The 25,783-nt window shown below is 62.4% G+C and carries 22 protein-coding genes; 11 read left to right on the plus strand and 11 right to left on the minus strand.

Annotated features, from left to right (window positions below; translation table 11 throughout):
• Nucleotides 1-463: 463 nt before the first annotated feature.
• A complete protein-coding gene (locus AC5RWT_RS04770; RefSeq protein ID WP_494079355.1) occupies nt 464-2,122 on the minus strand; it encodes a flavin-containing monooxygenase in 1,659 nt (552 codons plus the stop codon).
• 28 nt (nt 2,123-2,150) lie between these two features.
• Nucleotides 2,151-4,034, minus strand: coding sequence for an AMP-binding protein (locus tag AC5RWT_RS04775; protein ID WP_494079356.1), 1,884 nt, complete (start codon nt 4,032-4,034; stop codon nt 2,151-2,153).
• A 91-nt stretch (nt 4,035-4,125) separates the two neighbouring features.
• On the opposite strand from AC5RWT_RS04775, the gene AC5RWT_RS04780 reads away from it, so the two are divergent.
• The 3 genes from AC5RWT_RS04780 (at nt 4,126) to AC5RWT_RS04790 (ending at nt 7,743) form a co-directional block, all read left to right on the plus strand.
• The gene (locus AC5RWT_RS04780) at nt 4,126-5,307 is read left to right on the plus strand and encodes an acetyl-CoA hydrolase/transferase C-terminal domain-containing protein (RefSeq protein ID WP_494079357.1); all 1,182 of its coding nucleotides are present in this window, start codon (nt 4,126-4,128) and stop codon (nt 5,305-5,307) included.
• A 476-nt stretch (nt 5,308-5,783) separates the two neighbouring features.
• Nucleotides 5,784-6,965, plus strand: a complete 1,182-nt coding sequence (locus AC5RWT_RS04785) for an acyl-CoA dehydrogenase family protein (protein WP_494079358.1) — start codon at nt 5,784-5,786, stop codon at nt 6,963-6,965.
• Between the two features lie 448 nt (nt 6,966-7,413).
• Nucleotides 7,414-7,743, plus strand: a complete 330-nt coding sequence (locus tag AC5RWT_RS04790) for a transposase (protein ID WP_494079359.1) — start codon at nt 7,414-7,416, stop codon at nt 7,741-7,743.
• Between the two features lie 637 nt (nt 7,744-8,380).
• On the opposite strand, the gene AC5RWT_RS04795 is transcribed toward AC5RWT_RS04790, so the two are convergent.
• The 5 genes from AC5RWT_RS04795 to AC5RWT_RS04815 all read right to left on the minus strand — a co-directional run bounded on the left by AC5RWT_RS04795 (nt 8,381) and on the right by AC5RWT_RS04815 (nt 15,203).
• Nucleotides 8,381-8,959 carry an acyl-CoA thioesterase gene (locus AC5RWT_RS04795; protein WP_494079360.1) on the minus strand — a complete coding sequence of 193 codons (579 nt, stop codon included), beginning with the start codon at nt 8,957-8,959 and terminating at the stop codon, nt 8,381-8,383.
• A 150-nt stretch (nt 8,960-9,109) separates the two neighbouring features.
• Nucleotides 9,110-9,949: a thioesterase family protein gene (locus tag AC5RWT_RS04800; RefSeq protein ID WP_494079361.1), complete on the minus strand. Its 840-nt coding sequence runs from the start codon at nt 9,947-9,949 to the stop codon at nt 9,110-9,112.
• A gap of 300 nt (nt 9,950-10,249) precedes the next feature.
• Nucleotides 10,250-11,908: a flavin-containing monooxygenase gene (locus AC5RWT_RS04805; RefSeq protein WP_494079355.1), complete on the minus strand. Its 1,659-nt coding sequence runs from the start codon at nt 11,906-11,908 to the stop codon at nt 10,250-10,252.
• A gap of 967 nt (nt 11,909-12,875) precedes the next feature.
• The gene (locus tag AC5RWT_RS04810; RefSeq protein ID WP_494079362.1) at nt 12,876-14,372 is read right to left on the minus strand and encodes an aldehyde dehydrogenase family protein; all 1,497 of its coding nucleotides are present in this window, start codon (nt 14,370-14,372) and stop codon (nt 12,876-12,878) included.
• A 141-nt stretch (nt 14,373-14,513) separates the two neighbouring features.
• Entirely contained in the window at nt 14,514-15,203 is a 690-nt protein-coding gene (locus AC5RWT_RS04815; protein ID WP_494079363.1) for a TetR-type transcription factor C-terminal domain-containing protein, read from the minus strand.
• A gap of 179 nt (nt 15,204-15,382) precedes the next feature.
• Here AC5RWT_RS04815 and AC5RWT_RS04820 point away from each other — a divergent pair, with 179 nt between their 5' ends.
• From AC5RWT_RS04820 to AC5RWT_RS04835, 4 genes are all read left to right on the plus strand, one after another.
• The gene (locus AC5RWT_RS04820; RefSeq protein ID WP_494079364.1) at nt 15,383-16,252 is read left to right on the plus strand and encodes a cyclase family protein; all 870 of its coding nucleotides are present in this window, start codon (nt 15,383-15,385) and stop codon (nt 16,250-16,252) included.
• A 27-nt stretch (nt 16,253-16,279) separates the two neighbouring features.
• Nucleotides 16,280-17,422 (plus strand): thiolase family protein, encoded by a 1,143-nt coding sequence (locus tag AC5RWT_RS04825; protein WP_494079365.1) that lies wholly within the window; start codon nt 16,280-16,282, stop codon nt 17,420-17,422.
• Entirely contained in the window at nt 17,415-17,807 is a 393-nt protein-coding gene (locus AC5RWT_RS04830; RefSeq protein ID WP_494079366.1) for a Zn-ribbon domain-containing OB-fold protein, read from the plus strand. The genes AC5RWT_RS04825 and AC5RWT_RS04830 overlap by 8 nt, the downstream gene beginning before the upstream one ends.
• Nucleotides 17,808-17,930: 123 nt before the next feature.
• Nucleotides 17,931-18,290 (plus strand): transposase, encoded by a 360-nt coding sequence (locus AC5RWT_RS04835; RefSeq protein ID WP_494079453.1) that lies wholly within the window; start codon nt 17,931-17,933, stop codon nt 18,288-18,290.
• Here AC5RWT_RS04835 and AC5RWT_RS04840 read toward each other — a convergent pair.
• The 3 genes from AC5RWT_RS04840 to AC5RWT_RS04850 form a co-directional block, all read right to left on the minus strand.
• Nucleotides 18,259-18,432 (minus strand): hypothetical protein, encoded by a 174-nt coding sequence (locus AC5RWT_RS04840; protein ID WP_494079367.1) that lies wholly within the window; start codon nt 18,430-18,432, stop codon nt 18,259-18,261. The genes AC5RWT_RS04835 and AC5RWT_RS04840 overlap by 32 nt on opposite strands.
• Nucleotides 18,433-18,526: 94 nt before the next feature.
• A complete protein-coding gene (locus tag AC5RWT_RS04845) occupies nt 18,527-19,204 on the minus strand; it encodes a PaaI family thioesterase (protein ID WP_494079368.1) in 678 nt (225 codons plus the stop codon).
• A 1-nt stretch (nt 19,205) separates the two neighbouring features.
• Nucleotides 19,206-20,411: a phenylacetate--CoA ligase family protein gene (locus AC5RWT_RS04850; protein ID WP_494079369.1), complete on the minus strand. Its 1,206-nt coding sequence runs from the start codon at nt 20,409-20,411 to the stop codon at nt 19,206-19,208.
• Between the two features lie 445 nt (nt 20,412-20,856).
• On the opposite strand from AC5RWT_RS04850, the gene AC5RWT_RS04855 reads away from it, so the two are divergent.
• The 4 genes from AC5RWT_RS04855 (at nt 20,857) to AC5RWT_RS04870 (ending at nt 24,337) form a co-directional block, all read left to right on the plus strand.
• On the plus strand, nt 20,857-21,270 hold the full coding sequence (locus tag AC5RWT_RS04855; protein ID WP_494079370.1) for an AtuA-related protein: 414 nt from the start codon (nt 20,857-20,859) through the stop codon (nt 21,268-21,270).
• A complete protein-coding gene (locus tag AC5RWT_RS04860) occupies nt 21,267-22,634 on the plus strand; it encodes an acyclic terpene utilization AtuA family protein (RefSeq protein WP_494079371.1) in 1,368 nt (455 codons plus the stop codon). Before AC5RWT_RS04855 ends, AC5RWT_RS04860 begins: the two co-directional genes overlap by 4 nt.
• Nucleotides 22,627-23,400: an enoyl-CoA hydratase/isomerase family protein gene (locus AC5RWT_RS04865; protein ID WP_494079372.1), complete on the plus strand. Its 774-nt coding sequence runs from the start codon at nt 22,627-22,629 to the stop codon at nt 23,398-23,400. Before AC5RWT_RS04860 ends, AC5RWT_RS04865 begins: the two co-directional genes overlap by 8 nt.
• Before the next feature lie 61 nt (nt 23,401-23,461).
• Nucleotides 23,462-24,337 (plus strand): phosphate acyltransferase, encoded by an 876-nt coding sequence (locus tag AC5RWT_RS04870; RefSeq protein ID WP_494079373.1) that lies wholly within the window; start codon nt 23,462-23,464, stop codon nt 24,335-24,337.
• A 358-nt stretch (nt 24,338-24,695) separates the two neighbouring features.
• Here AC5RWT_RS04870 and AC5RWT_RS04875 read toward each other — a convergent pair whose 3' ends face one another.
• Nucleotides 24,696-24,971: an ATP-binding protein gene (locus AC5RWT_RS04875; RefSeq protein ID WP_494079374.1), complete on the minus strand. Its 276-nt coding sequence runs from the start codon at nt 24,969-24,971 to the stop codon at nt 24,696-24,698.
• Nucleotides 24,972-25,783 lie beyond the last annotated feature (812 nt).

Below are 25,783 nucleotides of genomic sequence, written 5' to 3' on the forward strand. Positions count from 1 at the left end.
TGAACCTAGCGTCGTTGGCATAACGCTGGTCGTGGGCTGTCGTCGCGACCCTTTCGTCCACGGCGGTCATTGCTGCCTCCTTCTCTAATAAAACGGACTCGGGATCAGCACTTGTCCTGGCAGTGCTGCTGACTAAAGGAGCCGCTCTGGCCGGCCACGGTTTGGACATCATCGGCGAGGAGTAGTACGTGCTGGCCTCTGCTGTGATCGGTGATCCAAACAATCCAAGCGCGGCAGACATCTCATCGATGACGCCGCTGCAGCGTTGTCCCGTCTTTCGCCAGCCGTTCCTTCACGAATGCCGGTCAGCTCCCGCTCGGTGGCTTGGCGCCGGCCCGGACCGTCACTTACGCGACGGCGGTCTCGGCCGGACAGGCATCCGAGACACCAGCAACACGCTCCAGCCCGTGAGGGGCTTCAGGGGCGTCTGGACGCCTTAGGGTCGATTGCCTGCGGGGCCTCGTCAGACTGCGGCCGGAATCTCAGTTCTGCTGAGTTCGAAGCTGGGGTATCCGCCCGCCTGTTCGTCCGCGAGTAGGCGACGGTAGCGTACGGCGCCGCCTGTATAAATCATCTGCCGAGGCCGGTCGTCTCGATCGAGATTGATGTTGTGCCCGTTGAACCAGGATTTGGTCTTGGTCATCAACACCTTGTCGTTCACCTCAGCCACGTGGTCAAGCCATGCCTGTTCAGCCTCCTTGGTGGGCTCGACCCGGGTGATGCCATTTTCGATAAGGAACTCAGCGAAGTCGGTCATCCACCCGACGATGTCCTCAATGCCGCGGGGGAAGTTGGCTGCAGCCGAGCCTGACTGCGGTCCGACGCAGATGAGAAGGTTTGGGAAACCTGCAGTCTGCACGCCAAAAGTTGTGCTTGGTCCATTAGCCCATTTCTCCTTGAGCCGGACGCCACCGCTGCCGACGAAATCGATCCGGTCGAACGCGCCTGTCACGGCATCGAAGCCGGTTGCGAACACGATCACGTCGAGTTCGATGTCACGAGGTCCGTTCTCGGTCTGGATCCTGAGGCCCGTTTCAGTCACCTCTGTGATCGGATTCTTCCCGACACTGATGAGTTCGACGTTGTCCTGGTTGTAGACCTCGTAGTACCGGGTTTCGAGCGGGACGCGCTTGGTTCCGAAGCCGTGATCAGTGGGGATTAGCATGTCGGCGGTTCGCGGATCCGTGACGCGTTCGCGGATTTTCCCGGCGACGAACTCGGAGAGCTCAGCATTCGCCGCTGCATCCATCATCGTGTCCCGGTAGTTCCCCAGCCAGATCCCGAAACCAGGGGAGTCATAGAGCTCGTTCCACATGGCGAGTCGCTCCTCGCGGCTGACATCCGTAGTCTTCTCACGCAATGGACGGTGAATGAAGCCGTTGGGGGAGTTGAAGCAGGACTGGAAGATCTCGTCGTACTTCGAGCGGATGTCATCCATGTCCTGTTGGGACAGTGGACCGTTGTGCAACGGGGCGCACCAGTTTGGGTTCCGCTGGAAAACGGTCAGCGAGTCGACGTCCTTGGCGATGGTGGAAATCACCTGGACACCGGTGGAACCGGTTCCGATCACGCCGACCCGCTTGCCAGAAACATCGACGCCGTCCGTGGGCCAGTAGAACGTGTGGACCGTTTCGCCCTTGAACTTCTCCAGGTGGGGCAGTCGCGGCGCTGTCGGCACGGAGAGCATCCCCATGGCGGTGATAAGGAACCGGGTTGAAATGGTCCGACCATCCTCGGTTACGACGTCCCATGTTGATTGGTCGTCGTCGAAGCGGGCACTTGTGACCTTGGTGCTGAACTGGATGTCCTCACGCAGCGAGAACTTGTCCGCCACGTAGTTGACATAGCTCAACACTTCCGGTTGCGGAGCGAATCGTTCGGTCCAGTTCCACTCCGCGAGGAGCTCCTTAGAGAAGGAATAACCGTAGGTATAGCTCTCGGAGTCGAAACGGCAACCGGGATAGCGGTTGCGGTACCAGGTGCCGCCGACGTTTCCGTTCATCTCGAGGGCTGTCACCCGAACACCGAGCTGGCGGAGGCGGTACAGCTGGTACAGACCGCACATGCCGGCGCCAATGATCACGAAGTCGTAGTCCGTCTGGATCGCTTCAGTCGTCTGCATGCTCATCAACATATCTGTTGATGAGGTCTCAGTCAACACTTATGTTGACTGGTTTTATGTAACCGAGCATGGACGTGTTGCCGCCCTCTCCATCCCGCCCCACGTACACGTCGAACGCGACGGTATGCGGTTCCGTCCGCTCGTACATCGCGGCAACTAACTGGATATAGCGGTCGACGACGACCGATCGGCGCAGCTTCATGCTCCGTGTAAGTTCCCCGTCATCGACGGTAAGCGGCTTCGGCAGAATTCCCAGCAGGCTCACGCGTTGTGTGCTCGGCAAGGTCTTGTTCAGCTTCTCGATCTCGCCGGAGATGAGCGCGACGACATCCTCGTCGACGATGAGCTCAGAGTAGGATGCGTTGCGGCGGTGACTGTCATCGATGCGTCGGCGAACGGCTTCGTCGTTCACCTGAACGATCGCGCCGATACGGGAATCGTTGCCGTGCCCACCGATGAGAATGAAGTTGGAGAAGTATGGACTGCTCATCGCGCTGATTTCGATTGGCTGTGGGGCGAAGGATTCTCCATTGGGCAGACGCTGGATGTTGGTGATCCGGTCCAAAATGTGCAACGCTCCCTTGTCGATGACGCCGGCGTCTCCACTGCGCAGCCAGCCGTCCTCGGTGACGTCGAGCTCCTTACCGCCCCAGTAGCCCGCGCATCTCACCCCGCCATGCACCTGCACCTCCCCGTCTGGCGAGGTGCGGACCTGGATCGGCTCGACGCCATAGGCTGTCGGAAGCGCCGCCCCGACGCTCTCCGAGGGGTGCTCGTCACGCGTCGCGGTGAAGATGCCCATTTCGGCCAGACCGTAGACGTTTCGAATCGGCAGACCGAGGAGCTTGAAGAACTCCAGCACCTCTCCTGCAAGGGAGCCACCGGCTGTAATGCACCCCTTGACATGCTCGAGGCCCAATTCTTTGCGGATCGTATCGCGCCGGAGAATAATCTCCGCATCATTGGAGAGCAAATCGGCGGGAACCGTAGCGCGCAGTTCCTCCCATTGGCGGGGGCCGAGGTACTTCATGGACGCCTCAGAACTGATGAACTCCTCGGCTGCCTTATTGGGCGCCGAGCTGAACGCAACTTCCAGGGGAGCGGCGGCACCCAAAGTCAGCCCGTTGAACTGCTCCACGGAGAAAGCGGCCGGAAGGTAGCTAAGGTACTTCGCGAACGGTTGTGCGTCATAGATATACCGGTAGCGGGCTGCGTTATCGAGCATGTAGGCATTGGTCCCCAGTACGCCCTTAGAAATGCCGGTCGTCCCGGACGTCAGAATCACGCACGAAACATCATTGATGTCTCCCGCTTCGATCGACTCATCCACGGCGCTCGGGTTGACCGCGAGATACTCCACTCCGAGGCGACGAAGATCGCTCAGCGTCATGACTCTGGGGTCATCAAGCACGGGATCGCTGCCCCACTGGATGACGAGTTCCACCGACAGCGAATCCGATGCTTCCAGGATCCGGGCGGTTGCGCCGGCGGTTCCGCTGAAGGCCAGCGCTGCCGGGTAACTCGCCAGGGTCACGCGCATCTCAGCGGCGGTCATGGTCTCGAACAGCGGAAACGCGGTGAGGCCGGTCGTCTGGAGGGCATACTCGACGATGAAATGGTCGGGTGAGTTCTTGCCGATGGCGAAGCCAAACTGCGCCGGCTGATGACCTTTCAGGCGTGGCTGCAGGGCCAAGATGCCGGCGGAGATCTCGGTGACCGCATCATACACCTGGCCCCATGTTCGCGTCGTCCAGGCGCCACGCGGCGCCATGGTGCGATATGCGATTTTGTCGCCGTGCTCTTGGGCGTTGCGGCGCACAAGTTGAGGCAGGGTCGTCAGGACTCGACCGGACGCGTCGGTAAAGGGCGCGACCAGGGCAGGGGGGGCTTCAGTAACGGTGGCATTCGACATGGTGACTCCAGGGGTGGTGGACGTTACATTTTCTCCGATTGTGGCGTGCCGCAAACTGTTGCGTCAACATGTATGTTGATAAGTTGGTTTTATGAGGACTATTTGGTGTGCTGAGGGGTTGTTCGAGCCGTCGTCCGGACTGATTGCCTATCTTGAGCGCTGGCCAGCCACCGAGGCCGATCCCGTGCGCATTATGACCGGGGTGAGGCGCGCTCCGCTGCCCGAGGCGGTCACTGAGAATGAACACGTCAGGCTGGCCAGCGTCCTGCCAGGCCGAGGCTTGGGGCGCTTGCCCGTGGAGCACATCCGCAGCAGTTACTGGGAGGTCTGTGCGTCCATCAGGAACGGGAGCCTCCCCGTCGACGCCGTTGTCGTCTGCGCGACTTCGATGGGGTCCCACTTCGATCTCGGCGTAATTAACGGATATCTGCAGCTGTTGATTGATGCGGCGGAGGTGGTGGTGGTCGAGGAGGTTGTCGATCTTCCGCTGATGCGAGGGGCCGCAAAAGTGCATCGCGCCGATTGGGTGGTCACGGCTGGCGATGCGGGAGCGCACATTCCGTTGAGTGGAGAGCCCGATGCGATTAGCAGGGCGATCGCCAGGAATGCGTGCCAGGCGATCGGCGGGGAAGTTCGTTCCTTGGCGCTGGGTGTAGGGCGGGTGGCCGACGCTATTGCCGAAGTCCTTGATCCGTCGCGGGAACTTTCCGTCGTCACCGGCGCGATTACCGATAACACCCGGACGCTGGCGCAGCGCGGGGTACTTTCGAAGACCGCGCCAATCAGGGCAATGTCGGTCGTGGCCTCCCCGGACGCAACCAGCTGGGCGGCAACGGATCCCCGAATCAGGCTGCTTCCCTCGACGGTCGTCCACTCCCCGCGCTGGCTCGCCCAGCAGCACGGCTTCACCGTGGTGCTGGGAGGGCTCCAGATCGATCTTCGGGGAAACGTCAACGCTGAACGCATCGGCGAACGACAGGTCTCCGGCCTCGGTGGCGCGCCCGACTTCGCCGCGGGAGCACATGCCGCCCCAGAAGGTCGAGTCGTGATCGCCATGTCGGCGAGGTCGCCGACTGGAACTTCCAATCTGGTCGAGCGAATCAGTGCCACGACGGTGCAGGGTTCTTTTGTCGACGCCGTCGCCACCGAGTTCGGCATCGCGACACGTGATGGCAGTGACTCTCAGTGGCTCGACGATTTGCAACGAATCTTCCCGGCTACCACCGCGAGGCTGCTCCCTAAAGAGAGTGCTCGGGCTACGACGGCGCGGTGAGCGTCTGCGCGGTTGGGCTCGACAAGACTGAGCTGCCTCAGACGTTGCCGCCGAACCACTGAATCCAAGAGGCGGCGTGCAACTGGGCGAGGGGAGGCGAGCGGGGTCCCGGCTGACGTGTGGCGATCGCCGATACTGATCCAGTGTCCGTTGGCCGCGGTGCAGGGCCCCTGGTCTGAACAGCGCGACGAGACTGGAAACCGGTGGGTCGGCGGTCGTCGCGTTCGCGTCGGGCAGGGAGACGGCAATGGAGTGAGTGGGCCATGGGGACCCGTGTCCATGGACGACTGGAGGGTGTCGCTGCCGCTGCTCTTCCAGTCGGGTGTCCGCGCTTTCCGGATCCGGAACTCGTCTCCATTAGGCGGGGGTATGAGCTCAGTCAACGATAGTGTTGACAGCGGCCTTGGCTTGGCATACCGTCGAAAACGACGCTGGCGTAGAGGAATCGCTGCGACCGAAGAGACCTGGAGAAGCACGTGGAATTTACACCTTTCCCGCATCAGAGCACCAAGCCAGACCTGCGTGAGCTTGTTGCGAGCATTTGTGAGAAGTTCGACGAGAGCTACTGGGACAGCTGTGATCTGGACAAGCGATTCCCGGAGGAGTTCTTCGCCGCTTTTGCCGAAGCCGGTTTGCTTGGCATCACGATCCCTGAGGAGTACGGCGGCGGTGGTGGAACCCTTAGCGACCAGGTCGCGGTCCTTGAGGAACTCGCGGCAAGTGGCGGTGCGATAAACGCCTGCTCGTCCGTGCACATTCCGCTGCTATGCATTCCCGCGTTGCTGAAGTTCGGCACCGAGGAGCAGAAACGGTCTTACCTTCCGCGCATCGCTTCGGGCGATCTGTTTGTCACATTCGGCGTGACCGAGCCGGACGCGGGTACGGATACGACGAGCATCCAGACCCGCGCGACGAAGACCGAGGGCGGGTACCTCATATCGGGCACTAAGGTCTGGAATTCGGGAGCTTTGCGCGGGGACAAGGTTTTGCTGCTGGCCCGCACGTCCACCCCGACTGCAGAGGAGCGGAAGGCCTCCGGTCTGACGCTCTTCCTGACGGACCTTAATTCCCCGAACATCGACATCCGCGCGATCCCGAAGATCGGTCGCAACGCGGTAGCCTCCGCCGAGCTATTCCTGCAGGATCATTTCGTGCGTGATGAGGACATCATCGGGGAAGTAGGTCGGGGGTTCTACCATCTGCTGCACAGCCTCAATGGGGAACGTCTCTACCTCTCCGCCGAGGCGTTGGGTGTTGGGCGTTGGGCCATCAAAGCCGCCTCACAATACGGTCGTGAGCGGGTCGTCTTCGATCGGCCCATCGGGATGAATCAAGCCGTCCAGCATCCTCTGGCCCACAACTACCTCCAACTGCTGGCCGCGGGCCAGGTCGTGTACCAGGCTGTCGAGGACTATGAGCGACTCGGGGGCGCCGAAGTAGGGACCCTGGCTAACGCAGCGAAGTACCTCGCGACCGAGGCGGCTTTCAGTGCGACAGACTCCAGCATGCAAGTGTTTGGCGGCTATTCCTTCGCCAGGGAGTACCACATTGGTCGCCACTGGATCGAATCTCGACTGCAACGCATCGCCCCGGTCAACAACCAAATGATCCTCAACTTCATCGCAGAACGGTCGCTCGGGCTCCCCAGGAGCTACTGACGGGCGAATCCACACGGCCGCGGTGGCTTCCTTGCCGGGATCAGGATCCTCGAGGTCTCTGCACGAGCCGTGCTGACCCTGACCCGGTTCTTTTGACGCCTTGGGGTCGAGTTGAGGCGGTCTCATTCTTCAGCTCGACCCCCCGGTAACGGGGTGCCTCTATGGTTTTCGTCAAGCGGCGGAAGCGAGGCTGCGCAAGCCGGACCCGCCCACCGGCCACACCATCTGCGCTTCGCGTGGTGCAGCGAACCGCTACGAGCACGATCATCCAAGTGCCCAGCCGCCGCCAGGGGGGGGAGAGGATGGGTGCAGGAGTTCTGTGACGCAGGTGCGGGGTGCGCCGAAAGCCGGCGAGGCTGTTGGACATGCTCGAGGGTCGCTTCAAATAGGCTTCAAACAATGGCTGGCCGAGCGTGACCAGGGATGGCGGGACAACGTCGAGGGGGCCATGAATGGGTTCTCCGCGTTCAAGTCCGCCGTCACCGAGGAGATCCTCGAGGCGACCGCGGTGATGGATCCGTTCCACGTGGCCCGCCTGGTCGGCGATGTCTTGGAATGTGCTGGCGCCGAGTCCAGCATCAGGTCCACGGCCCTCGAGGCCGCAGGGTCGACCCGCTCTACAAAGCCAGGCCCGTCCTGTGCTGAAAGCCCGGCGCGTCCTGTGCTGACCGGGGCCGATCTGCTCACTGACAAGCAGTACTCACGCATTCAGGGCGTCTTCAATGACGACGGCCAGGTAGAGGTGGAAGCCACTTGTACGTACCTGGCTCGGCCGTAAGTTCCCATACGGCACTGGCGGAGCCGACCTCGCCGCCCAGCACAGTGACAGGTCGCGCTGGCTGTCCTGTCCGCGCCCATGGCTCTAGGCGCCGCGGCGGTGCTCCAACTCCATTGGTGGACCGTTCCTGTGGCCGTAGGCGTCGTCGCCACGACGACGTGGTTCTTCGAACGCGCCTCTCTGGCAGTGAATGCGGAACGTGGTGCCAGTCCGGATAGCCGTCCGCGGTCTCGGCTGGGGCGTGCGCCAAGAATGCGCGCCCGTGCCAGCTGGCCCCTGGTGGCCAGCTGGCACGGGTGGAGCGATATTTAGCAGCTCTGTTCGAAGGGCCATCGCACTTGCGATCGTAGTGGACCTCGTGGTGTGTTTTCCTCTCAGCGGTCGGCCGCCAAGCCTATCGTGGCGCTCCTCGGATGCCGTCCCGATGACCTTGCCTACGGTGCAGGTCTGTGGTGGGGCGCTCTACGCCGCCGAGACACACGATGCCTCCGCATTCGCTGGGTCGGATGGAACGGAATCTCCTCGCTAGGATCCGCAGACCCGATCATCGGAAGATGCGGATTAATGGCACTGGCGTCGGCCTGCCGTCGTGATTCAGCCACACTGCTGATTCCTCGTTTCAGTAGTCCCCCCGATGCTACGGGGGTCCGCTGTCCGAACTCTCCAGAGCAGGCAAATGGTCATCGCCTGCGGCCTGGCCAATGTCACCGTCCTGCAGCAGCTCTGCGGTGCTGGTAGATGCATGAATTGCCTTGTGGACTAATTGCGGAGGACCGGGACTCACGACCACCCTCACTTCGAGGGGCGGCCCGCTGAAATGCTTTAGTGTCGCCTTAGCGCGATCCGGGAGGGCACGCGGGCGGCCGGTCGAAACGTCGACGAGCACGACCGATGTCGAAGCAATCGCGCACTCGACTTCTCCGTCACGAACGCTGTAGGCGATATCGAAGCTCGATCTCCCCACCCGTGTCACCCACGCGGCTACATCGACGGTCGGAACATTCGGCCCGATCGGAGCGCGATATCTGATCTCCTGATAACCAATCACGATCCCCGCCCCTTCTCCCGCAAGGCTTTCCACCGAAGCTCCGAGCGAATCGTCCTGAAAAATCCGCATACGAGCGAGCTCCAGAAAGGAAAGGTAAACCGCGTTGTTGATGTGACCGAAGCGGTCGACGTCCGTAAACCGCACTTGCATGGGTACGACAATTTCCATGTGTCCTCCTATTCGTTACGAGCGCCCGGGACTGCTTGGCTCATGATTCTGCTCCTAAGGTGCCGGACGGGACGGGCTTTATGCGAGGACTTGAAGGGTTCCGCCCGCCTCGGCGGCCTGACGGCTTGGGGCGTGAGACTTCTCTGCACATCATGGAGTTACGCGGCTGGGCATCGGCTGACGGGTCTTTGGGTTCGCCCGGTGCTTCGGATTAGCCAGCGCCGTGACCAGAGACATGCCGAAGACTCCTTCTGCGTCATAGAGCATGGCACTACCCACGCTCACACCTTCGGATTCGATTCGGGACGATGCCGAGAGGCCCATACGTAGGTCTTCTGGTAGACGCGCCATTGTCAGCGTGACATCCGCATTAATGTGTGCGAGTCCGAAATTGCCCCAATTCGAAATGACGTTGGACACGTCCCCCATACAGGCCACGGTCTGAAATGCCGTTATTTTTTCCCCTTTGACAATCGGTATGGGGAAGTGCCACGACTGCCGGCGCACTGGTTCGTGAGCGGCGTCGACAGAGGTAACCCAGCCTCGCCCCTCCTCAAAGTAAATCCGATCATCGTTGTCCTCGGGGAGCAGTTCTGCGGGGGGAGGCTCAATCTGCGGAATTTGGCTCCACACCTGGCCGGCAGGAGTCTCAGACGGGCGAAGAAACAGGGTGGAGGAACGGGCTACCGTCTTGCCGGCTTGCTCAAAGAAGGCGTCGATTAACATCAGCCTCCGTCCCTTGCGGATTACCGCGGTGTGCACCACGGACGGGACGGAGTGCGGCGGGTGGAAAAGGTCAAGGGTGAAACGAGTGGGGCGCAGCTCACTGGCGCAGAGGCCGAGAAATGCTTGTTCCGTGCCACGGGCCAGCGCTCCGCTCACGGCCATCCCACGCAGCAGGTCATTCCCCCACCCGCTCTCGGCCGCCTGCGTCGGAATGAGCCTTTCTCCGTGCACGGATGCCTCAGTCGTGAAGAATGCGACTTTCACTTTGATGTCCTCAATTCACCGGGTCTTCGCTGGACGCAGTCAGACCGCGATGGCCTGGCACGCCGTTGTACAACGTGATGCGTCTCCCTGCTCAGGCGGGCGTCAAGCACTCGGGAGCCGACCGCATCAGTGAGTTCGAGGGGGTCGATGTCCGAGCAAGAGAGATCAGCCTCAGGAAGGGCCGGTCCGCGATGTAGCTCAGCCGTCCTCGTTTATCGGCGACTGTCCTGGTGTCTACCGTGGGGCGGGACCAGGTAAGCGTCATTTGCCCGCACCCATCAGCAGGTTCAAGTAGCCTCGTCAGACTGCGGCCGGAATCTCAGTTCTGCTGAGTTCGAAGCTGGGGTATCCGCCCGCCTGTTCGTCCGCGAGTAGGCGACGGTAGCGTACGGCGCCGCCTGTATAAATCATCTGCCGAGGCCGGTCGTCTCGATCGAGATTGATGTTGTGCCCGTTGAACCAGGATTTGGTCTTGGTCATCAACACCTTGTCGTTCACCTCAGCCACGTGGTCAAGCCATGCCTGTTCAGCCTCCTTGGTGGGCTCGACCCGGGTGATGCCATTTTCGATAAGGAACTCAGCGAAGTCGGTCATCCACCCGACGATGTCCTCAATGCCGCGGGGGAAGTTGGCTGCAGCCGAGCCTGACTGCGGTCCGACGCAGATGAGAAGGTTTGGGAAACCTGCAGTCTGCACGCCAAAAGTTGTGCTTGGTCCATTAGCCCATTTCTCCTTGAGCCGGACGCCACCGCTGCCGACGAAATCGATCCGGTCGAACGCGCCTGTCACGGCATCGAAGCCGGTTGCGAACACGATCACGTCGAGTTCGATGTCACGAGGTCCGTTCTCGGTCTGGATCCTGAGGCCCGTTTCAGTCACCTCTGTGATCGGATTCTTCCCGACACTGATGAGTTCGACGTTGTCCTGGTTGTAGACCTCGTAGTACCGGGTTTCGAGCGGGACGCGCTTGGTTCCGAAGCCGTGATCAGTGGGGATTAGCATGTCGGCGGTTCGCGGATCCGTGACGCGTTCGCGGATTTTCCCGGCGACGAACTCGGAGAGCTCAGCATTCGCCGCTGCATCCATCATCGTGTCCCGGTAGTTCCCCAGCCAGATCCCGAAACCAGGGGAGTCATAGAGCTCGTTCCACATGGCGAGTCGCTCCTCGCGGCTGACATCCGTAGTCTTCTCACGCAATGGACGGTGAATGAAGCCGTTGGGGGAGTTGAAGCAGGACTGGAAGATCTCGTCGTACTTCGAGCGGATGTCATCCATGTCCTGTTGGGACAGTGGACCGTTGTGCAACGGGGCGCACCAGTTTGGGTTCCGCTGGAAAACGGTCAGCGAGTCGACGTCCTTGGCGATGGTGGAAATCACCTGGACACCGGTGGAACCGGTTCCGATCACGCCGACCCGCTTGCCAGAAACATCGACGCCGTCCGTGGGCCAGTAGAACGTGTGGACCGTTTCGCCCTTGAACTTCTCCAGGTGGGGCAGTCGCGGCGCTGTCGGCACGGAGAGCATCCCCATGGCGGTGATAAGGAACCGGGTTGAAATGGTCCGACCATCCTCGGTTACGACGTCCCATGTTGATTGGTCGTCGTCGAAGCGGGCACTTGTGACCTTGGTGCTGAACTGGATGTCCTCACGCAGCGAGAACTTGTCCGCCACGTAGTTGACATAGCTCAACACTTCCGGTTGCGGAGCGAATCGTTCGGTCCAGTTCCACTCCGCGAGGAGCTCCTTAGAGAAGGAATAACCGTAGGTATAGCTCTCGGAGTCGAAACGGCAACCGGGATAGCGGTTGCGGTACCAGGTGCCGCCGACGTTTCCGTTCATCTCGAGGGCTGTCACCCGAACACCGAGCTGGCGGAGGCGGTACAGCTGGTACAGACCGCACATGCCGGCGCCAATGATCACGAAGTCGTAGTCCGTCTGGATCGCTTCAGTCGTCTGCATGCTCATCAACATATCTGTTGATGAGGTCTCAGTCAACACTTATGTTGACTGGTTTTTATGTAACCGAGCATGGACGTGTTGCCGCCCTCTGCAATCCCGCCCCACGTACACGTCGAACGCCCCTAACTGCCGGATCACCCCGACGGCGATGCAATGCCGGGTCAGTCCACGCCGGCCTCACCCGTCGCTGTTGCGGTCTTGGGCGTGCCCGCGAGGTTCCGGCGCGCTCTGTCGTGGTGTGGCAGTTCGGCCGGAGACTGTCGTGGCTTAGAGTCCGGTCTCCAATTTAGGTTTAGGCAGGGTGCAGCCCCTGTCTGTCCGGGACGTGGTCAGACCACACCGTCCTGCCGGTGCAAGGTCGATGCGGCCGAAGCGACTTCTGGACGATGCCTCGGTGGATGAGACCTGGTGTAAGCCGTCCGGTCTCCGGGTGGTAGAAAGTGTAGGAGGGGCGGGCTTCGTGGGGAGTCCCTGCTGGGTGAGGCAGGGATCGTTCACCCGCAGGCCGATCCGGCACCGGCGCCGCTGGCTCGTAAAGGCGGATCGCCAAGCAGCCCCACCCGAAGCGGCTGTCGACCGTGGCGTGGACGAAGGGCAAAGCCGCTCCCGCGCCCGGGGACGTGCTCGCGGTGGCCAGGGGTGCACCACCTCACGGTAGGAGATCCGGGCGGGCTCTTCCACGTCGATGTGCCCCGCCGAACTCGGACGGGCCGGCTGGTGAGCAGTTCACACTGCAACGGTGGCGCCGAGGCCGCCCTGGCGATGAAAGACCACATCGCAGGCGTAGCCGACGATGAACCGCGGTGAATTAATGCCTGACAGGCGGGACGCCCGGCCCAGCATTCCCGACCTGACCATCCAATGCTGGCGCGGAATTTGAGAGGCTCCGGGTTCGGGCTGAGGGCTAGACAGCCCAGCTCGAACCCGGAGCCTCTCAAATTCCTCGAAGGGATCCGCGCCGGTGGCGTCAAGCGTTGAGGAAGCTCCCGCCGCTTGGCAGCAACATCTGCTTGATATCCGTGAACTCCAGAATGCCTTCGAGCCCGCATTCGCGACCCCAGCCCGACTGCTTCACACCGCCAAAGGCGTGATTCAGCGACATGCCGGCCTGGTTAATGGCAACCGTCCCAGAGCGGATCCGACGACCGATGTCCGCCGCCTCCGCGGCATCGCTGGCGTAAACGGCCGCCGACAACCCAAAGATTGTGTCGTTGGCGATGCGGACCGCGTCATCAATGTCGTCGTAGGGGATCAGAGTAGTGATCGGACCGAAGACCTCTTCCTGGGCAATACGCATCCGATTGTCCACGTCGGTGAAGAGGGTCGGCTCGAAGTAATATCCGTGCTTCAGGTGAGCGGGACGCTTGCCGCCGTAGGCCAATGTCGCGCCATCCCGGAGTGCCACTTGGACGTAGTCCTCGGTGCGCGTGCGCGCACGCTCGACGGACAACGGGCCTAGATGCGTCTCGGGAGAGAGAGGATCGCCTAGGCGCCGACTCGACAGGAAGTCCATGAACGCGTCCTGGACTTCGCGGTAGCGGGAGCGTGGAGCCAGGATGCGCGAGAGCAACACGCAGACCTGACCCGTGCCGGCAGTGGCCCCATCGCCCAACGTCGACATCACCATGTCGAGATCGGCGTCTTCAGTGATGATCGCGGGAGACTTTCCCCCAAGTTCCAGTACAGTTCGAGCTAACCGGTCCGACGTGCGCCGGATGACATCCTTCGCGATTGCCTGACTGCCGGTGACCGTGACCATGTCGATTCCGGGATGGGAGACGAGATGCTGTGTCACCTCCGTGGTCGTGGGCAAGAAGCTGATGACACCCTCCGGGAAGCCCGCCTCTGCGGCAGCCTCAGCAATGAGGTGGGCACTGAGCTGGGACTCAGGGGCATGCTTAACAATCACCGGGCACCCAGCGAGCAAGGCCGGGACGACCTTCATTCCGACGAGAGACACCGGCCCGTTGTAGGTGAGAACGGCGAGAACGGTGCCAACAGGTTCTCGACGCAGGATCACGCCCCCGTCCGTGGATTCCCACGCGAGGTTGCGCGCTGCCTCGAGGGACGCGTTCCAAGCCGCAGGAGCCGCGCCACCACCGAGCGCCTGCGAATAACCGATGGTCACGCCGGACTCTAGGACGACGGCCGGGACGATGCGCTCCAAGCGGCTTTCGATTGCTTGACAGAATCGCTCCACAACAGCGATTCGTTCGGTTGCCGACATTCGCGGCCACGGTCCTTCGTCGAAGGCAAGACGTGCCGCAGCCACAGCCTGGTCGGCGTGCTCGATGGTAGGGGCTGACACTGTAATCAGCGTCTGCTCAGTGGCAGGGTCGACGACATCAATCGTCGGGCCGGCGCCTGGGACCCAGTGCCCCCCGATAAACACTCCGTCAGGGTGGGAAAGGTCAAACGCAATCTCATGGCTAAACGTTTCCGGCTCCGACTTGGTATCAAACATGGGGCTCCTTTGCTTCGAACGACTAGATGGGCGGCGATGATGTCTCTGGCGCGCAGAAGCGGGCGGGTCGCCGTGACTTGCGTCACGCTCCGATCGTAGACATGCAGAATTGGTTCGTCAACACACGCGTTGATTAAATGTTTAGCGAACTTCCGCTTTCGCCGTTGGCGATAAGCCGTGCAGAAGGATGCCGACGAAACCCTTGGCCACGTCATTCGCCGGGGTCGGTCCGTCCGGGCGGAACCAGCGATGGCTCCAGCTGGTCATGCCGATCACGCCATGGGCGATCACACCGGCTGTCAGGCCGGAGCTGAGCGTTCCATCCCCGAGTCCCTGAGTGACGATGTCGCGCACGGCTTCGTAGTAAAGATCGCCGAGCGCCGAAAGCTCCTGCCGCCATTCCTGCGAAACCGCTTTAGAGCTGCGGCCTTGACGCGTCGTGGGGCCGCGGCGACCGAAGTCCTCGGCGACGAAGATGTATAAGTGGGGGTAGTTCTCCGCGTAACTGTGCATGAGCAAGGTCACTGCTTTGGCAAGCTTCTCGGCACCGGTACCCTCGCTGTCACGAACGGCAAGAACCTCGTCGACATTCTTGCGCACCACCTCCTCTACGACTTGGCGGTACAACTCCTCCTTGGACGCCACGTAGTAGTAGAGGCTGGCCCGGTCCAAGCCTGCGCGTTTGGCGATTTCGTTGAGTGAGGACCCGTCGAGTCCTTGTTCTCGAAAAGTCTCAGCCGCCGCCCTGAATAGCGCGGCCTTGCGGTCCTGGTAGACCGAACTCTGATCCTCCGCTGCGGTCTTGCGTCGCCTGCTGATGTCACTGGCCAACATGGCCTCCTTTTCTGCCCCGGCACCTTATAGTGCATCACGTTATCGGAGTGAGGATGTGACGGACGCGCCATTCGTCAACATTACTGTTGACAGATGGCATGTTCGAGAGCCACCATGTGGTCAGAGGCGTGCCACCAGGCCCGCGATCACAACAGGCTAAGCGAGGAGCTATTCACATGCCGACAAGACTGGCGGAAACCTCCGGGCGTGGGGCTCTGGCGTATATCGACGAAGCGGCCATCCAACGCGCGATGGCTACTGTCAAGCGATTCGAAACGCTAAGCCTTGGCCTGCCTATCCGCCACGGCATGGGGCCGGTCGGCCCTCGTCGCCAGGCGCCGCAGCACTTTATGGTACGGGACGGGGGCGATGCTGCGATCGCGCCGGACGCCATGAGTGCGCATGGGTTCTCCTTCAGTGATGATGTCCTGCTGATTCCGACGCACGGAACAACACATCTGGACGCGCTGTGCCATGTCTGGCAGGACGGCAAGATGTACGGGGATCTTCCGATGGAGCTCGTCACGAGCCGAGGTGCGAAACGGTTGGGTATCGAGGAAGCCGGCCCGGTGCTCACCAGGGTCTTAATCGTGGACGCGGTGCCGCGAGACCGGAAATGGCTCGACGTATCTGAGCCGGTTGACTTGCGCTTCGTGCGGCAGCAGCTTTCCGACGCCGGCCTTACACCCGAACGCGGCGATGCGCTCTTCGTGAGAACCGGCTGGGTTGACGCTTGGACCGAGGGTGTTCAGGACCAGCACGGTTGGGGTGGCTTAGACGTTGACGCCATCGAATGGGTCCTTGAGTGCGGCTTTTCCATCATTGGCGCCGACAACATCGGAGTTGAGTTGTCCCCGGCTACCGACCCGACCTGTGCTGTCCCTTTGCACGTTGGCCTGTTGCGCGATCACGGCGTCTACTTCGCCGAGCTGCTCGATCTCGAGCATTTTCGGGGCGGCCCTGCGGTTGCCGGAATGCTGATGATCGCTCCTCTGAACATCGTTGGTGCGACGGCCAGCCCCGTGGCGCCCATGGTGGTGATCTGAGTGACGGCTGACGTTGTCATCTCCGGCGTGGGCGAGGTGCACCCCGTTAGGGCATCCGGGCGGCGGGTCCACAGTTTGCTCCTGGAAGCGATCGACGCGGCGCTGGCCGACGCGGGCATTGATGCGGCACAGGTCGATGGGGTCGTGACCGAATCCAAACTCACTCCCGCGGCCTTGGCTGCGGACACCCTGTTGCCGACGATGGGGATGACGAACGTTCGATATCAGGGGCTCAGCAGTCCGGTCGGCGCCGGAATCCTCTTGGCCGTCGCTCAAGCACATGAGGTCGTCCGGTCAGGTCTGGCTGACCATGTCCTGACCTACTTCGGCGTGGACTGGGGATCCTTCGGTTCAGGCCCTACCGGGCTCCACGGCGCGATGGACGCCAAACGGGAGGTGGAATACCCCGTCGGCTTCGGCGGCCCACAGCTCTACTTTGCGACCATGGCGACGAAATACGCCGACGATTACGGGCTGGATCGCACTGAACTGTCGACGATGCTCGGCGAGGTGGCTTGCTCGGCACGCCGCAACGCCATGGCCCATCCCTACGCCCAGTTGCGGCGGGAGATAGAGCTGGGGGATTTCCTGGCCGAGGACTATTTCGCGGAGCCGTTGCGCCGTTCGGATATCTCCTTGCTGAGCGACGGTGCCGTCGCGTTCGTCGTGTCTCGTGCGGGCGCCGTTGCACCTGAAAAGCGTACGGTGAGCCTTCAGGACTGGGCTCACCGGGTTCAGTCAATCCCGGACGAGGCCTTTTACACCCAAAGCCCGGACTTGCCGAAGTTCCCTGCGGCGACGGCGGTCGCTGACGCGGTCGAACATGCGGTTGGTGCCCCATTGGCGGACGTGGACGTCCTCGAACTGTACGACTGCTTCACCGTCGCGACAGTGGTTCAACTTGAAGCACTGGGAATCGTGGACTTCGGCAAGGCCGCTGAACTCGTGTCTGGTGGAGGGCTCGACGTGACGGGGAACCGGCCAACCAATACACATGGTGGTCTTTTGGCACATGGATATACGCTGGGAGCCTCCCATCTGGCAGAGGCAGTGGCGCAACTGCGCCATGACGCCCGGGGCCGCCAGGTGCCGGATGCCTCGACAGCGTTCGTCGGCGCCGGACCCGGTCGTCAGTACACAGGGCTCTACCTCCGGAGGAACGATGCTTGATAACGAGGACATTTACGCGGGATGGCGTAACGGTCTGGCGGCCGGACGAATCCGCGTCACCCGTTGCTCCTCGTGTGCTGCGGTGCAGTGGTATCCGTTGTTCCGGTGCCCGAAGTGTCGGGGTGAGGTGTGGGAATGGGCTGACATGGACCCCGACGGGCGCGTCCACTCATGGTGCCGCGTGCATCGGGCAACCGTCGGAATCGACGGTCTAACGGCGCCCTACGTGCTGGCCCTCGTCGAGCTGTCCCAAGCGCCCGGAGTCAGGATCGTGGCCGTCGCACAAGATCCGGAGAACACGCCCTCGGTCGGAGATCGGGTACGCCTGACGATGCGTGACGTGGCCGGCGCCCCGAGACCACATTTCGCCGCGGTAGCCCGCTAGCATAGTCTCAGCCCGTGTTGCGAAGCGGCCGTTGGGTTGCTGGGGTCGATGGGGTGAGCGTGGCTCTATGGCAGGTTCTTCCCGCCCCCGTATCCCTCGGAGCTGATCGGCGAACAGTGCGAGCTGGTCGCGCCCTTAGTGGCGGTCATGACCGGCGGCCGCCCGCCCGTTCATCCGGGCGGGCGGATCGTGGAGGAGATCCTGCACGTGGACCGGAGCGGGTGCTCGTGGCGGATGCTACCGCACGTCTTCCCGCCCTGGGACACCGTGTACCGGTGCTTCCAGCGCCGGAACGCGGCAGGCACCATCGAGGTGATCGACGACGCGTTGCGTTCTGCCGCTCGGGCTGCTGCCCGGCGGGACCCCGGAGGCCACGGCTCAGGATCGTGGACTCCCAATCGGGTCAATGGCGCCGACACAGTGGGGGCGCATGTTTCTTCGCCGACGGCGGCTACGCCGGCCGACAGGTGGGGCCGACCGTGACCTGCTCGGGGCCGCCCCGCAGATCGTGGCCAAATGCGCCGGCCAACACACCTTCGAGGTCCTGCCCCAGCGCTGCCAGTGCCTGTCCTAGGACTACGAACGGCTCCCCGAAACACGCAGAGGCCATGGTCAGGTGGGCCATGATCGGGTTAATCGCCCAGGGACTTGCACCCGCACCGGGCAGAGGGTCTTGGCAATCCGGCAGGGCGCCTGACCCGCTTCCCCAACACGTTCTCTCAGGGGGAACCATCGCGGAGGACAACGAAGAGCCCCTCGGCTTCCGCGGTGATCGTGCCGTCCGGTCCGACCAGCCGAGCAGACAGGAACCGCTTGCGGCCCTCCTCCCGGTCGACGGTCGCGTCGACGACGTAGTCGACGCGGGGCAGTGTCACGCTACGGTAATCGGTGCGGAGATAGGCCGTCCTGGCGGGGGACTCCCGGTTCGTGTTTGAGAGCCGTCCGAGGATCTCGTCGAAAAGCAGCGGGATGATCCCGCCGTGAACGGCACCGCGTCCTCCGAAGTGGGCGGCGGTGAAGGTGACGTTCGCACGGATCGCATAGGTGGTCCACATGGTGATGTGCGAGGGCACCAAGGATGGGTGGCCACGCCCAGGGAGGTCATGGCGTTGGCCGCTGTACCCCTGGCCAAGGGGAACACGGGCCGGTTCCAGGGCTTCGGCTACTTCCCTCAGCTTGCGGGCCGCGCCCGCAAGGGTAGCGGCATCGGCCCTGGACGTCGCCGTGATCTCCTGGACCTTGCGCAGCTCAACGAGTAACTGGGCATATTCGCCACCACCGCCCTCAAAGGTGAGGTCGGGATACCACGGATCGATGCGGATGTTCTGGCCCGAGTCTGGCGCGAGACCGAGGAATCGGTCGATGTCTGCCGGGCTGGCCGTCACGTTTTCGAGCACGTCATACAACTTCGCGCAGATCTACCAGGAGGCGGTCGCCATCGATCGCCGGGACAAACTCGAAGCCACACCGGACTCGAAGGGCCTGGCTTACGTCATCGAGGATCGTGTTCCACTCGCCAGGTTCGGTGCCCTCGACCTGTAGCATGAGGTCGTCACGGCCAGTCGTGCGGGTGACGATCAACTGGTACCGCGCGCTGAAATTGTGGCGGGCGAACACTGTCTTGACCGAGCCTGGGACGACGAACATGCCCTTAACCTTGGTGATGTCGCCAACCCGGCCAACGATGCGACCGATCCGCGGAGATGTTCGTCCGCAACCGCACTCGTCGAGGTTCAGCGTGTCGATCAGATCCCCGGTGCGGAGCCGGACGATCGGCAGAGCCCGCCGTTCGGGGTCCGTGACGACTAGCTCGGCCGGCCGGTCTGGAGACGCCTCAGAGGTGGGTTGTCCGGTGTGGGGGTCGATCAACTCGACGTAGACATCGTCGCGAATATGCATGCCCGGTTCGACGCCACATTCGACGGCCACTGGCCCGACGTCACCGGTCCCGTAGAACTCGCGCACTGTGACGCCGTATTCGTGCAGGATTCGCTCCTTCTCACGAGGATCATGAAGCTCGCCCATGACGATGGCCCGCTTGAGGGGCAACTGGCGACCTTGATCCCGGGCTGTGTCGAGGAGATGAACGAGGAAGGTCGGGAACGCGAGGATCGCGGTGACGCCGAGTTGCTCGATGATCTCGATGTGGCGCTGCGTGTCGCCCGAACCGCCCGGTACGACGGTAGCACCAATCTTCTCCAAGCCTTTGCTAAGGATTGAGCCGGCGATGACCCAGTTGTAGAGCGTCGTCTGGTCGACGACATCGGAAGAGGTGAATCCTCCGGTCCGCATCGTATCGGCATATCGCTCGGCGATGGCGTCAATGTCCTGACTAGTGAGAGGAACGAACATCGGTCCGGGGGCAACGAAGCACCAAGCGATCTCTTCCTTCTCGACGGCTAACCGGTCCCCGTAAGGGCGGCCCGGTTCGACTGCTTCAATCAGGATCTCCTTGCTAAGCAAGGGGACCGATGCCCACGTGTCAGCGGTGATCTCGACGCCTGCAAACTCGCGTTTATACGCCGGAACATTCTGGGCCAACGTCGCCACCTCGAACGCTCCTTTGGGGGAACGCTGGTTGAGAAACTGGGGGTTCTTGCTCATCGATTCGCCGCTCTTTCAAGAGGAGTTGAGGGTTTGTCTCATAGCCTGCCATTCTTGCAGACGCTCCGTCAACGGTAGTGTTGAAAATCGTTTTCCCGCGGCCTCCTACTCGTCCTTGTACTCTCTGCTTTCATAGGCCACCATCGCTCAGCATCCTCCGGAGGCGTACACATGGGCCCGGCCCAGTCTGGTTGCGGCAAGGTCCCGTCCCGCTCGCCATTCAAGGCTGAAATCGTCCGTTGCTTCTATTCCTCCACCAGCCCCTGTTGTGCACTGGCGCTCTCGATGTCCTTCAAGGGCGCGGGGCAAGCGGCTGCATTCGAAACCTTCCCTGGCACAGTGCTAGACGTTTTCATGCCTGCCGCACACGCTCTCGAAGGGTCCTGTGTCGAACCCATCAACTAAAGTGTTGACAAACGCAGCGGTGGGGGCCTAGGTTCGTGGCATGACCGTTACTAAGGATTCCGCGACCGTGGATGTGCCGCTGTACCGCATCGCTCAAGGGCGCTCCGGCGACAAGGGCGACACGTCGGACATCACGGTGTTTTTCACGAGCCGCGAACTATACGACCTAGTGGGCCCACAGCTGACCGAATCCGTGGTGCAGGAATTTCTTGCACCGCTCGTTCATGGAGGGGTGCAGCGATACCAGCTGCCAAAGCTGTTCGCCCTGAAGTTCGTTTGTCACAAGGCGCTCGGCGGCGGTGGTTCCAGCAGCCTGCGCAGTGACAATCTCGGCAAGTCGATGGCCTCTGCGCTGCTGCGCTGGGTTGCCCGTGACGTGCCGGCCGACCTCGCGACGGCGAGCCCCTTGTTTGACGGCCCGACCGCAAACCACGATGAACAGGAGCAACGATGAGTTCCCAGGTGCGACTTGCAGCCGGGCAGGCCTTCTATGGAGATGCGTCCAGGCCTGCGCATCGAACTTTGCAGTCGACCGAGGTCGACTTCATGGCCTTCGATGCGCTTGCCGAGCTGACACTGGCGATCCTGTCCAAAGACAGGAGCCGAAACCCCGAGTCTGGCTTCGCCCGCGACCTGCCGCCGCTGTTCAGTTCCCTGTTGCCTCTGGCACGAAAGTCGGGTACGACCCTGCTGAGCAATGGCGGAGGCCTCAACCCTCTGGCTGCTGCGCGGGCCGTCGTTGACCGCTGTGCCGCCGAAGGGTATGGAGACGTGGTCGTCAATGCGCTGACGGGTGACGACGTCCTCGATAAGCTGAATGAGTGGCATGCGGCCGGCGTGGAGCTGTCGGACCGCGACAGTGGCCAACGGTACGAAGACCTGCCCGCCAAACCGATGTTCGCCAACGTTTATCTCGGCGCCGAATCCGTCAACCTGGCCCTGCAGGAACCGGCCGACTTCGTGGTCACGGGCCGTGTCACGGACACCTCCCTCTACCTGGCGCCGCTGATTTCGCGTGGGATCATCGATCCCTGCGATCCGACCCAAGTGGCCCGGGGCATCCTGGTGGGCCACCTCCTTGAATGCGGCGGCCAAGCATCCGGTGGGAACTTCAGTGGTGACTGGTGGAATGTTCCGCGCCTCGAGGACATCGGCTATCCCATGGCCGAGGTCGACGCTCAGAAGATCGTTGTCACTAAGCCACCGACGACAGGTGGCCGGGTTAGCAGAGCGACCCTGCAAGAGCAGCTGTACTACGAGATCCATGACCCCACGACCTACCTGACTCCGGATGTGACGGCTGACTTCTCCGAAGTAGACCTTATCGACGTCGGCCAGGATCGCGTTGAGGTCATCGGAGTAAAGGGGCGGCCCGCCCCGGACACACTCAAGATGACGGCAGGGCTCGCTGATGGTTACCTCGCGACCGTGTCGTTGCCGTTCGCGTTCCCCTACGCCCTGTCGAAGGCGGAGCGGGCTGCGGACATCCTGCTCAAACAGGCCAAAATTGAGCAGATTCCGGTGCGCGAAAGCCATGTGGAGTTCGTTGGCGTGAACTCCCTGCACGGCGGCATGGCCACAGCCCCCTCGGCAGACCAGAATGAGGTCATCATGCGGGTATCAATCCGCACCGATTCGCGCGAGGCCGCCACAGCGTTCACCAAGCTCCTGCCTCCGCTGGCGATCAACACCTACCCGTTCGTCGGCGGCCTGCGCGGCGGTTCCGTCGTGAGCCAGGTGTTGCGCGAGTGGAGCGTCCTGGTCCCGCGAGACCTCGTCTTGCCGGATGTTCGAGTCACGCGGGTGATCCATGAGTGAGCAGGTACCGCTCGTCCTTGCGGAAAAAAATGGCCACACGGTCGTTCTGACTCTGAACCAGCCGAATCGTAAAAACCCGCTCAGCGATGAAGCGATCCGAGCGCTTACGACCGAACTGCAGTCCGAAGGCGTGCGGTCGGCGGGCCTTGTGGTGCTGAGAGGAGCCGGCGGCGCCTTCAGCGCCGGTGGTGACATTGCGCAGTTCCACGACTCCTTGACCGACGTCGCCTCCGAGCAATTCCACGGCACCACCGAGTTCCGGGACATGCTGGCGGCACTCGAAGCTGTGGAGGCAATTACGATCGCCGCCGTCGAGGGTCTGGCCCTCGGTGGCGGCTGTGGCCTGACTGCCGCCTGCGACTTCGCCTTCGCGGCCGATTCGGCGAAATTTGGGTGTCCGGAGATCAAGCTGGGCGCCTTTCCGATGCTGATCGCGCCAGCATTAGTCCGGGCCATCGGACCACGTGCCACTCTGGCCCTTTCGGTCATGGGGGACCCCATCGGCGCTGCAGAGGCTCAAGCCATTGGCTTGGTGCAGAACGTGGTGCCGTCCGTCGAGTTCGAAGACTTCATCACCGGGTTCCTTGAGTCGGCCAACGCTGTTCCGGCTGATGTGTTGCGGTGGGGCAAGATGGCGATTCGCTCAGCGATGACCTCCGATTATCGCGGTGGCCTCGAAACGGGCTCGTCGCTTCGCGCACTGCTCTTCGCTTCCCCGGCCTTTCATGGAGGAGTCACGAACTTCATCAATCGCAAACAGGGGTGAACCGGTGCACACGTTCGAGTCAGTAGAAGAGCTTATTCGGCGTGGCCCTCCAGGGCGTGCCGTGGTCGTTGAGCCGTATGCCCGCGAGGCGGTCGAGGCCATCGTTGACGAAGTCCGCGAGTTCGGAAGCTCGGCTTACCTTGTTGGCGATGAATCCCGCATTCGAAGCGAATTGAACGCGCTTCACGCAGCGAGCCTGGATATTGAGGTTATCGCCTCAAGGAATTCAGCGCATGCGGTGGCCACAGCCGTGGAGTTGGTTAAGGAGGGCCGCGCAGACTTCGTCGTCAAGGGTTCCCTCGCCACTGCCACGCTCCTGCAGGGGATGCTCGGGCGCGATCGACTGGGTACCGGGCGGGTCGCCAGTCACCTCTATGTGATTGAAGCGCCCGCCTACCGTGGTCGGATGATCGCGATCACCGACGCCGGCGTCAACATCCATCCTGACCTAGCGACGAAAGCCGACATCATTCGGAACTCGATCGATGCACTGCGCCTTCTGGGCATCGACATTCCGAAGGTTGCCGTCCTTAGCGCGGTTGAACTGGTGAAGCCTGAACTGCCGAGTGCCACTGACGCTGCTCTCTTGGCAGTTATGGGGCGTCGCGGGCAGCTTGGTCGGCTCGAGATTGACGGTCCGTTGTCGATCGATGCGGCGATGTTGCCCGCGGCCGCACGGGATAAGTCACTGACCGGGGCCGTGGCCGGACGGGCCGACCTTCTGGTCGCACCGGAAATCAATGCCGCGAACATGACCAGTAAGGCTCTCATCGGCGAGACAGGACGTGCCATGGGCGTCGTCCTGGGTACGCAGGTCCCTATTGCCTTACCGAGCCGAGGGGATTCACTCGAGACCCGCAGGCTTAGCCTAGGTCTGGTCTCGTATTTGGCCCTGCAGTCTGCGGAGCGGATACCGATGGACGCAGGCGTGCGCTAGTTCTGGCTCCGAGAAATCATCGGTGGCCCTGATTTCCTAGCGGAATCCGATGTGTTAACGCCAACCGAAAATTAGGGCTATCTCTGCCAACTGAAAATGGGCTACTTGTGCGCTGTTCCATTGTGCCGGAGGTCTGACGCTGGTCGACGGAGGTGACGGTGGCGTCAGCGAAGACTTCGTCCCACCGGCGAAGGCCAGATTGGAGGTCAGGCCAGCGATGCGTATTCGTATATGGGCGAGACGCGTTGGAAGAATAGGTTCGCCGACTCCCGGTCGAACGGAATGTATACGACCGTCGACGATCAGCAGCTCGTAGCGGCCGAGTTCAGCCAGTAGTTTCTGGGGCAGGCGGCCGCGTTCATGGGCCTCGGTCAGGTGGGCGACCCATCCGGGGGCGGTGTCGAACAGGACCCGGAGCCCTGCACGGGCAGCCTTGATCCCGATCCCCACGGTCGAGGTGAGCCTTGCCGGTGCCGATGGGCCCGAACAGCACGACGTTCTTGGCTTCCTCGAGGAAGACCCCGGTGCCTAGGTGAGCCACCAGGTTCCCATCGGCGGCCGATTGGTGGCCGAAGTTGAAATCTTCGATCGTATTGGCTCCCGGGAAGCGGGCGGCCCGGATCCGTAGGGCCACTCTTGGGTGCCTCGCGTTCCGCGGCGACCTCGCGCCTCAGGGCGGGCGCCAGGTATTCCTCGTGGGATCAGGCCGCGTCCCGTGCCCGGTCGCTTAAACATATGAGGTGAGATCCACCGGGTCAGGTATTTTGCCCGGCCGGACATCCAAGATCGCCGGGCGTCCCGCGGCGCCTCAGGTGGCCATCGAGATGCTCACCCGGGCACTGAAAGCCGGGGTCCCGGCCAATGGGTGACCGGGAACGCGGTCTACGGCCAGTACCACCGGCTGCGCCGGACCCGGGAGGAACGCCGAATCCACTATGTCCTGGCGGTCCCCTCCTCCCAGCGGGGCGGTGGTCAAGGACGGTTCGCTCCCGGGCACCGAAAAGTGCGCCGATGCGGCCGTGCAGGGCTCGGCCCCGACCGTGTGGCGACCCGCCCGGCCGGTGACGGGTCAAAGGGAACCCGTGACTATGCGTGGGCCCGGGTGCGGATCAACGGCGCCGAAGACGGGCAGGCCGAGCATTGGCTGCTGGCCCGCCGGTCCCTGGCCAGCCTTCCGAGATCGCCTATTTCCTCTGCCATACGCCCAAACGCACAGCCCTGGCCCGGGTCGCCGGGATCCGCTGGGCCATCGGACCTTCCAGACCGCCAAGGGCCAGGCCAGCCTGGACCACTAACAGGTCCGCCAATACACCGGCTGGTACCGGCACATCACCCTTTCCATGCCCACCCACGCCTTCGTGACCACCGTGAAGCCCAAAAAAGGGGCGCCGGAACCGGGCCGGAAGGCCTCGTAGGCCTCTACCTGCCCGAAATCCGTCACCTGAT

It is taken from the genome of Arthrobacter sp. Dra40 (genome assembly GCF_059091905.1).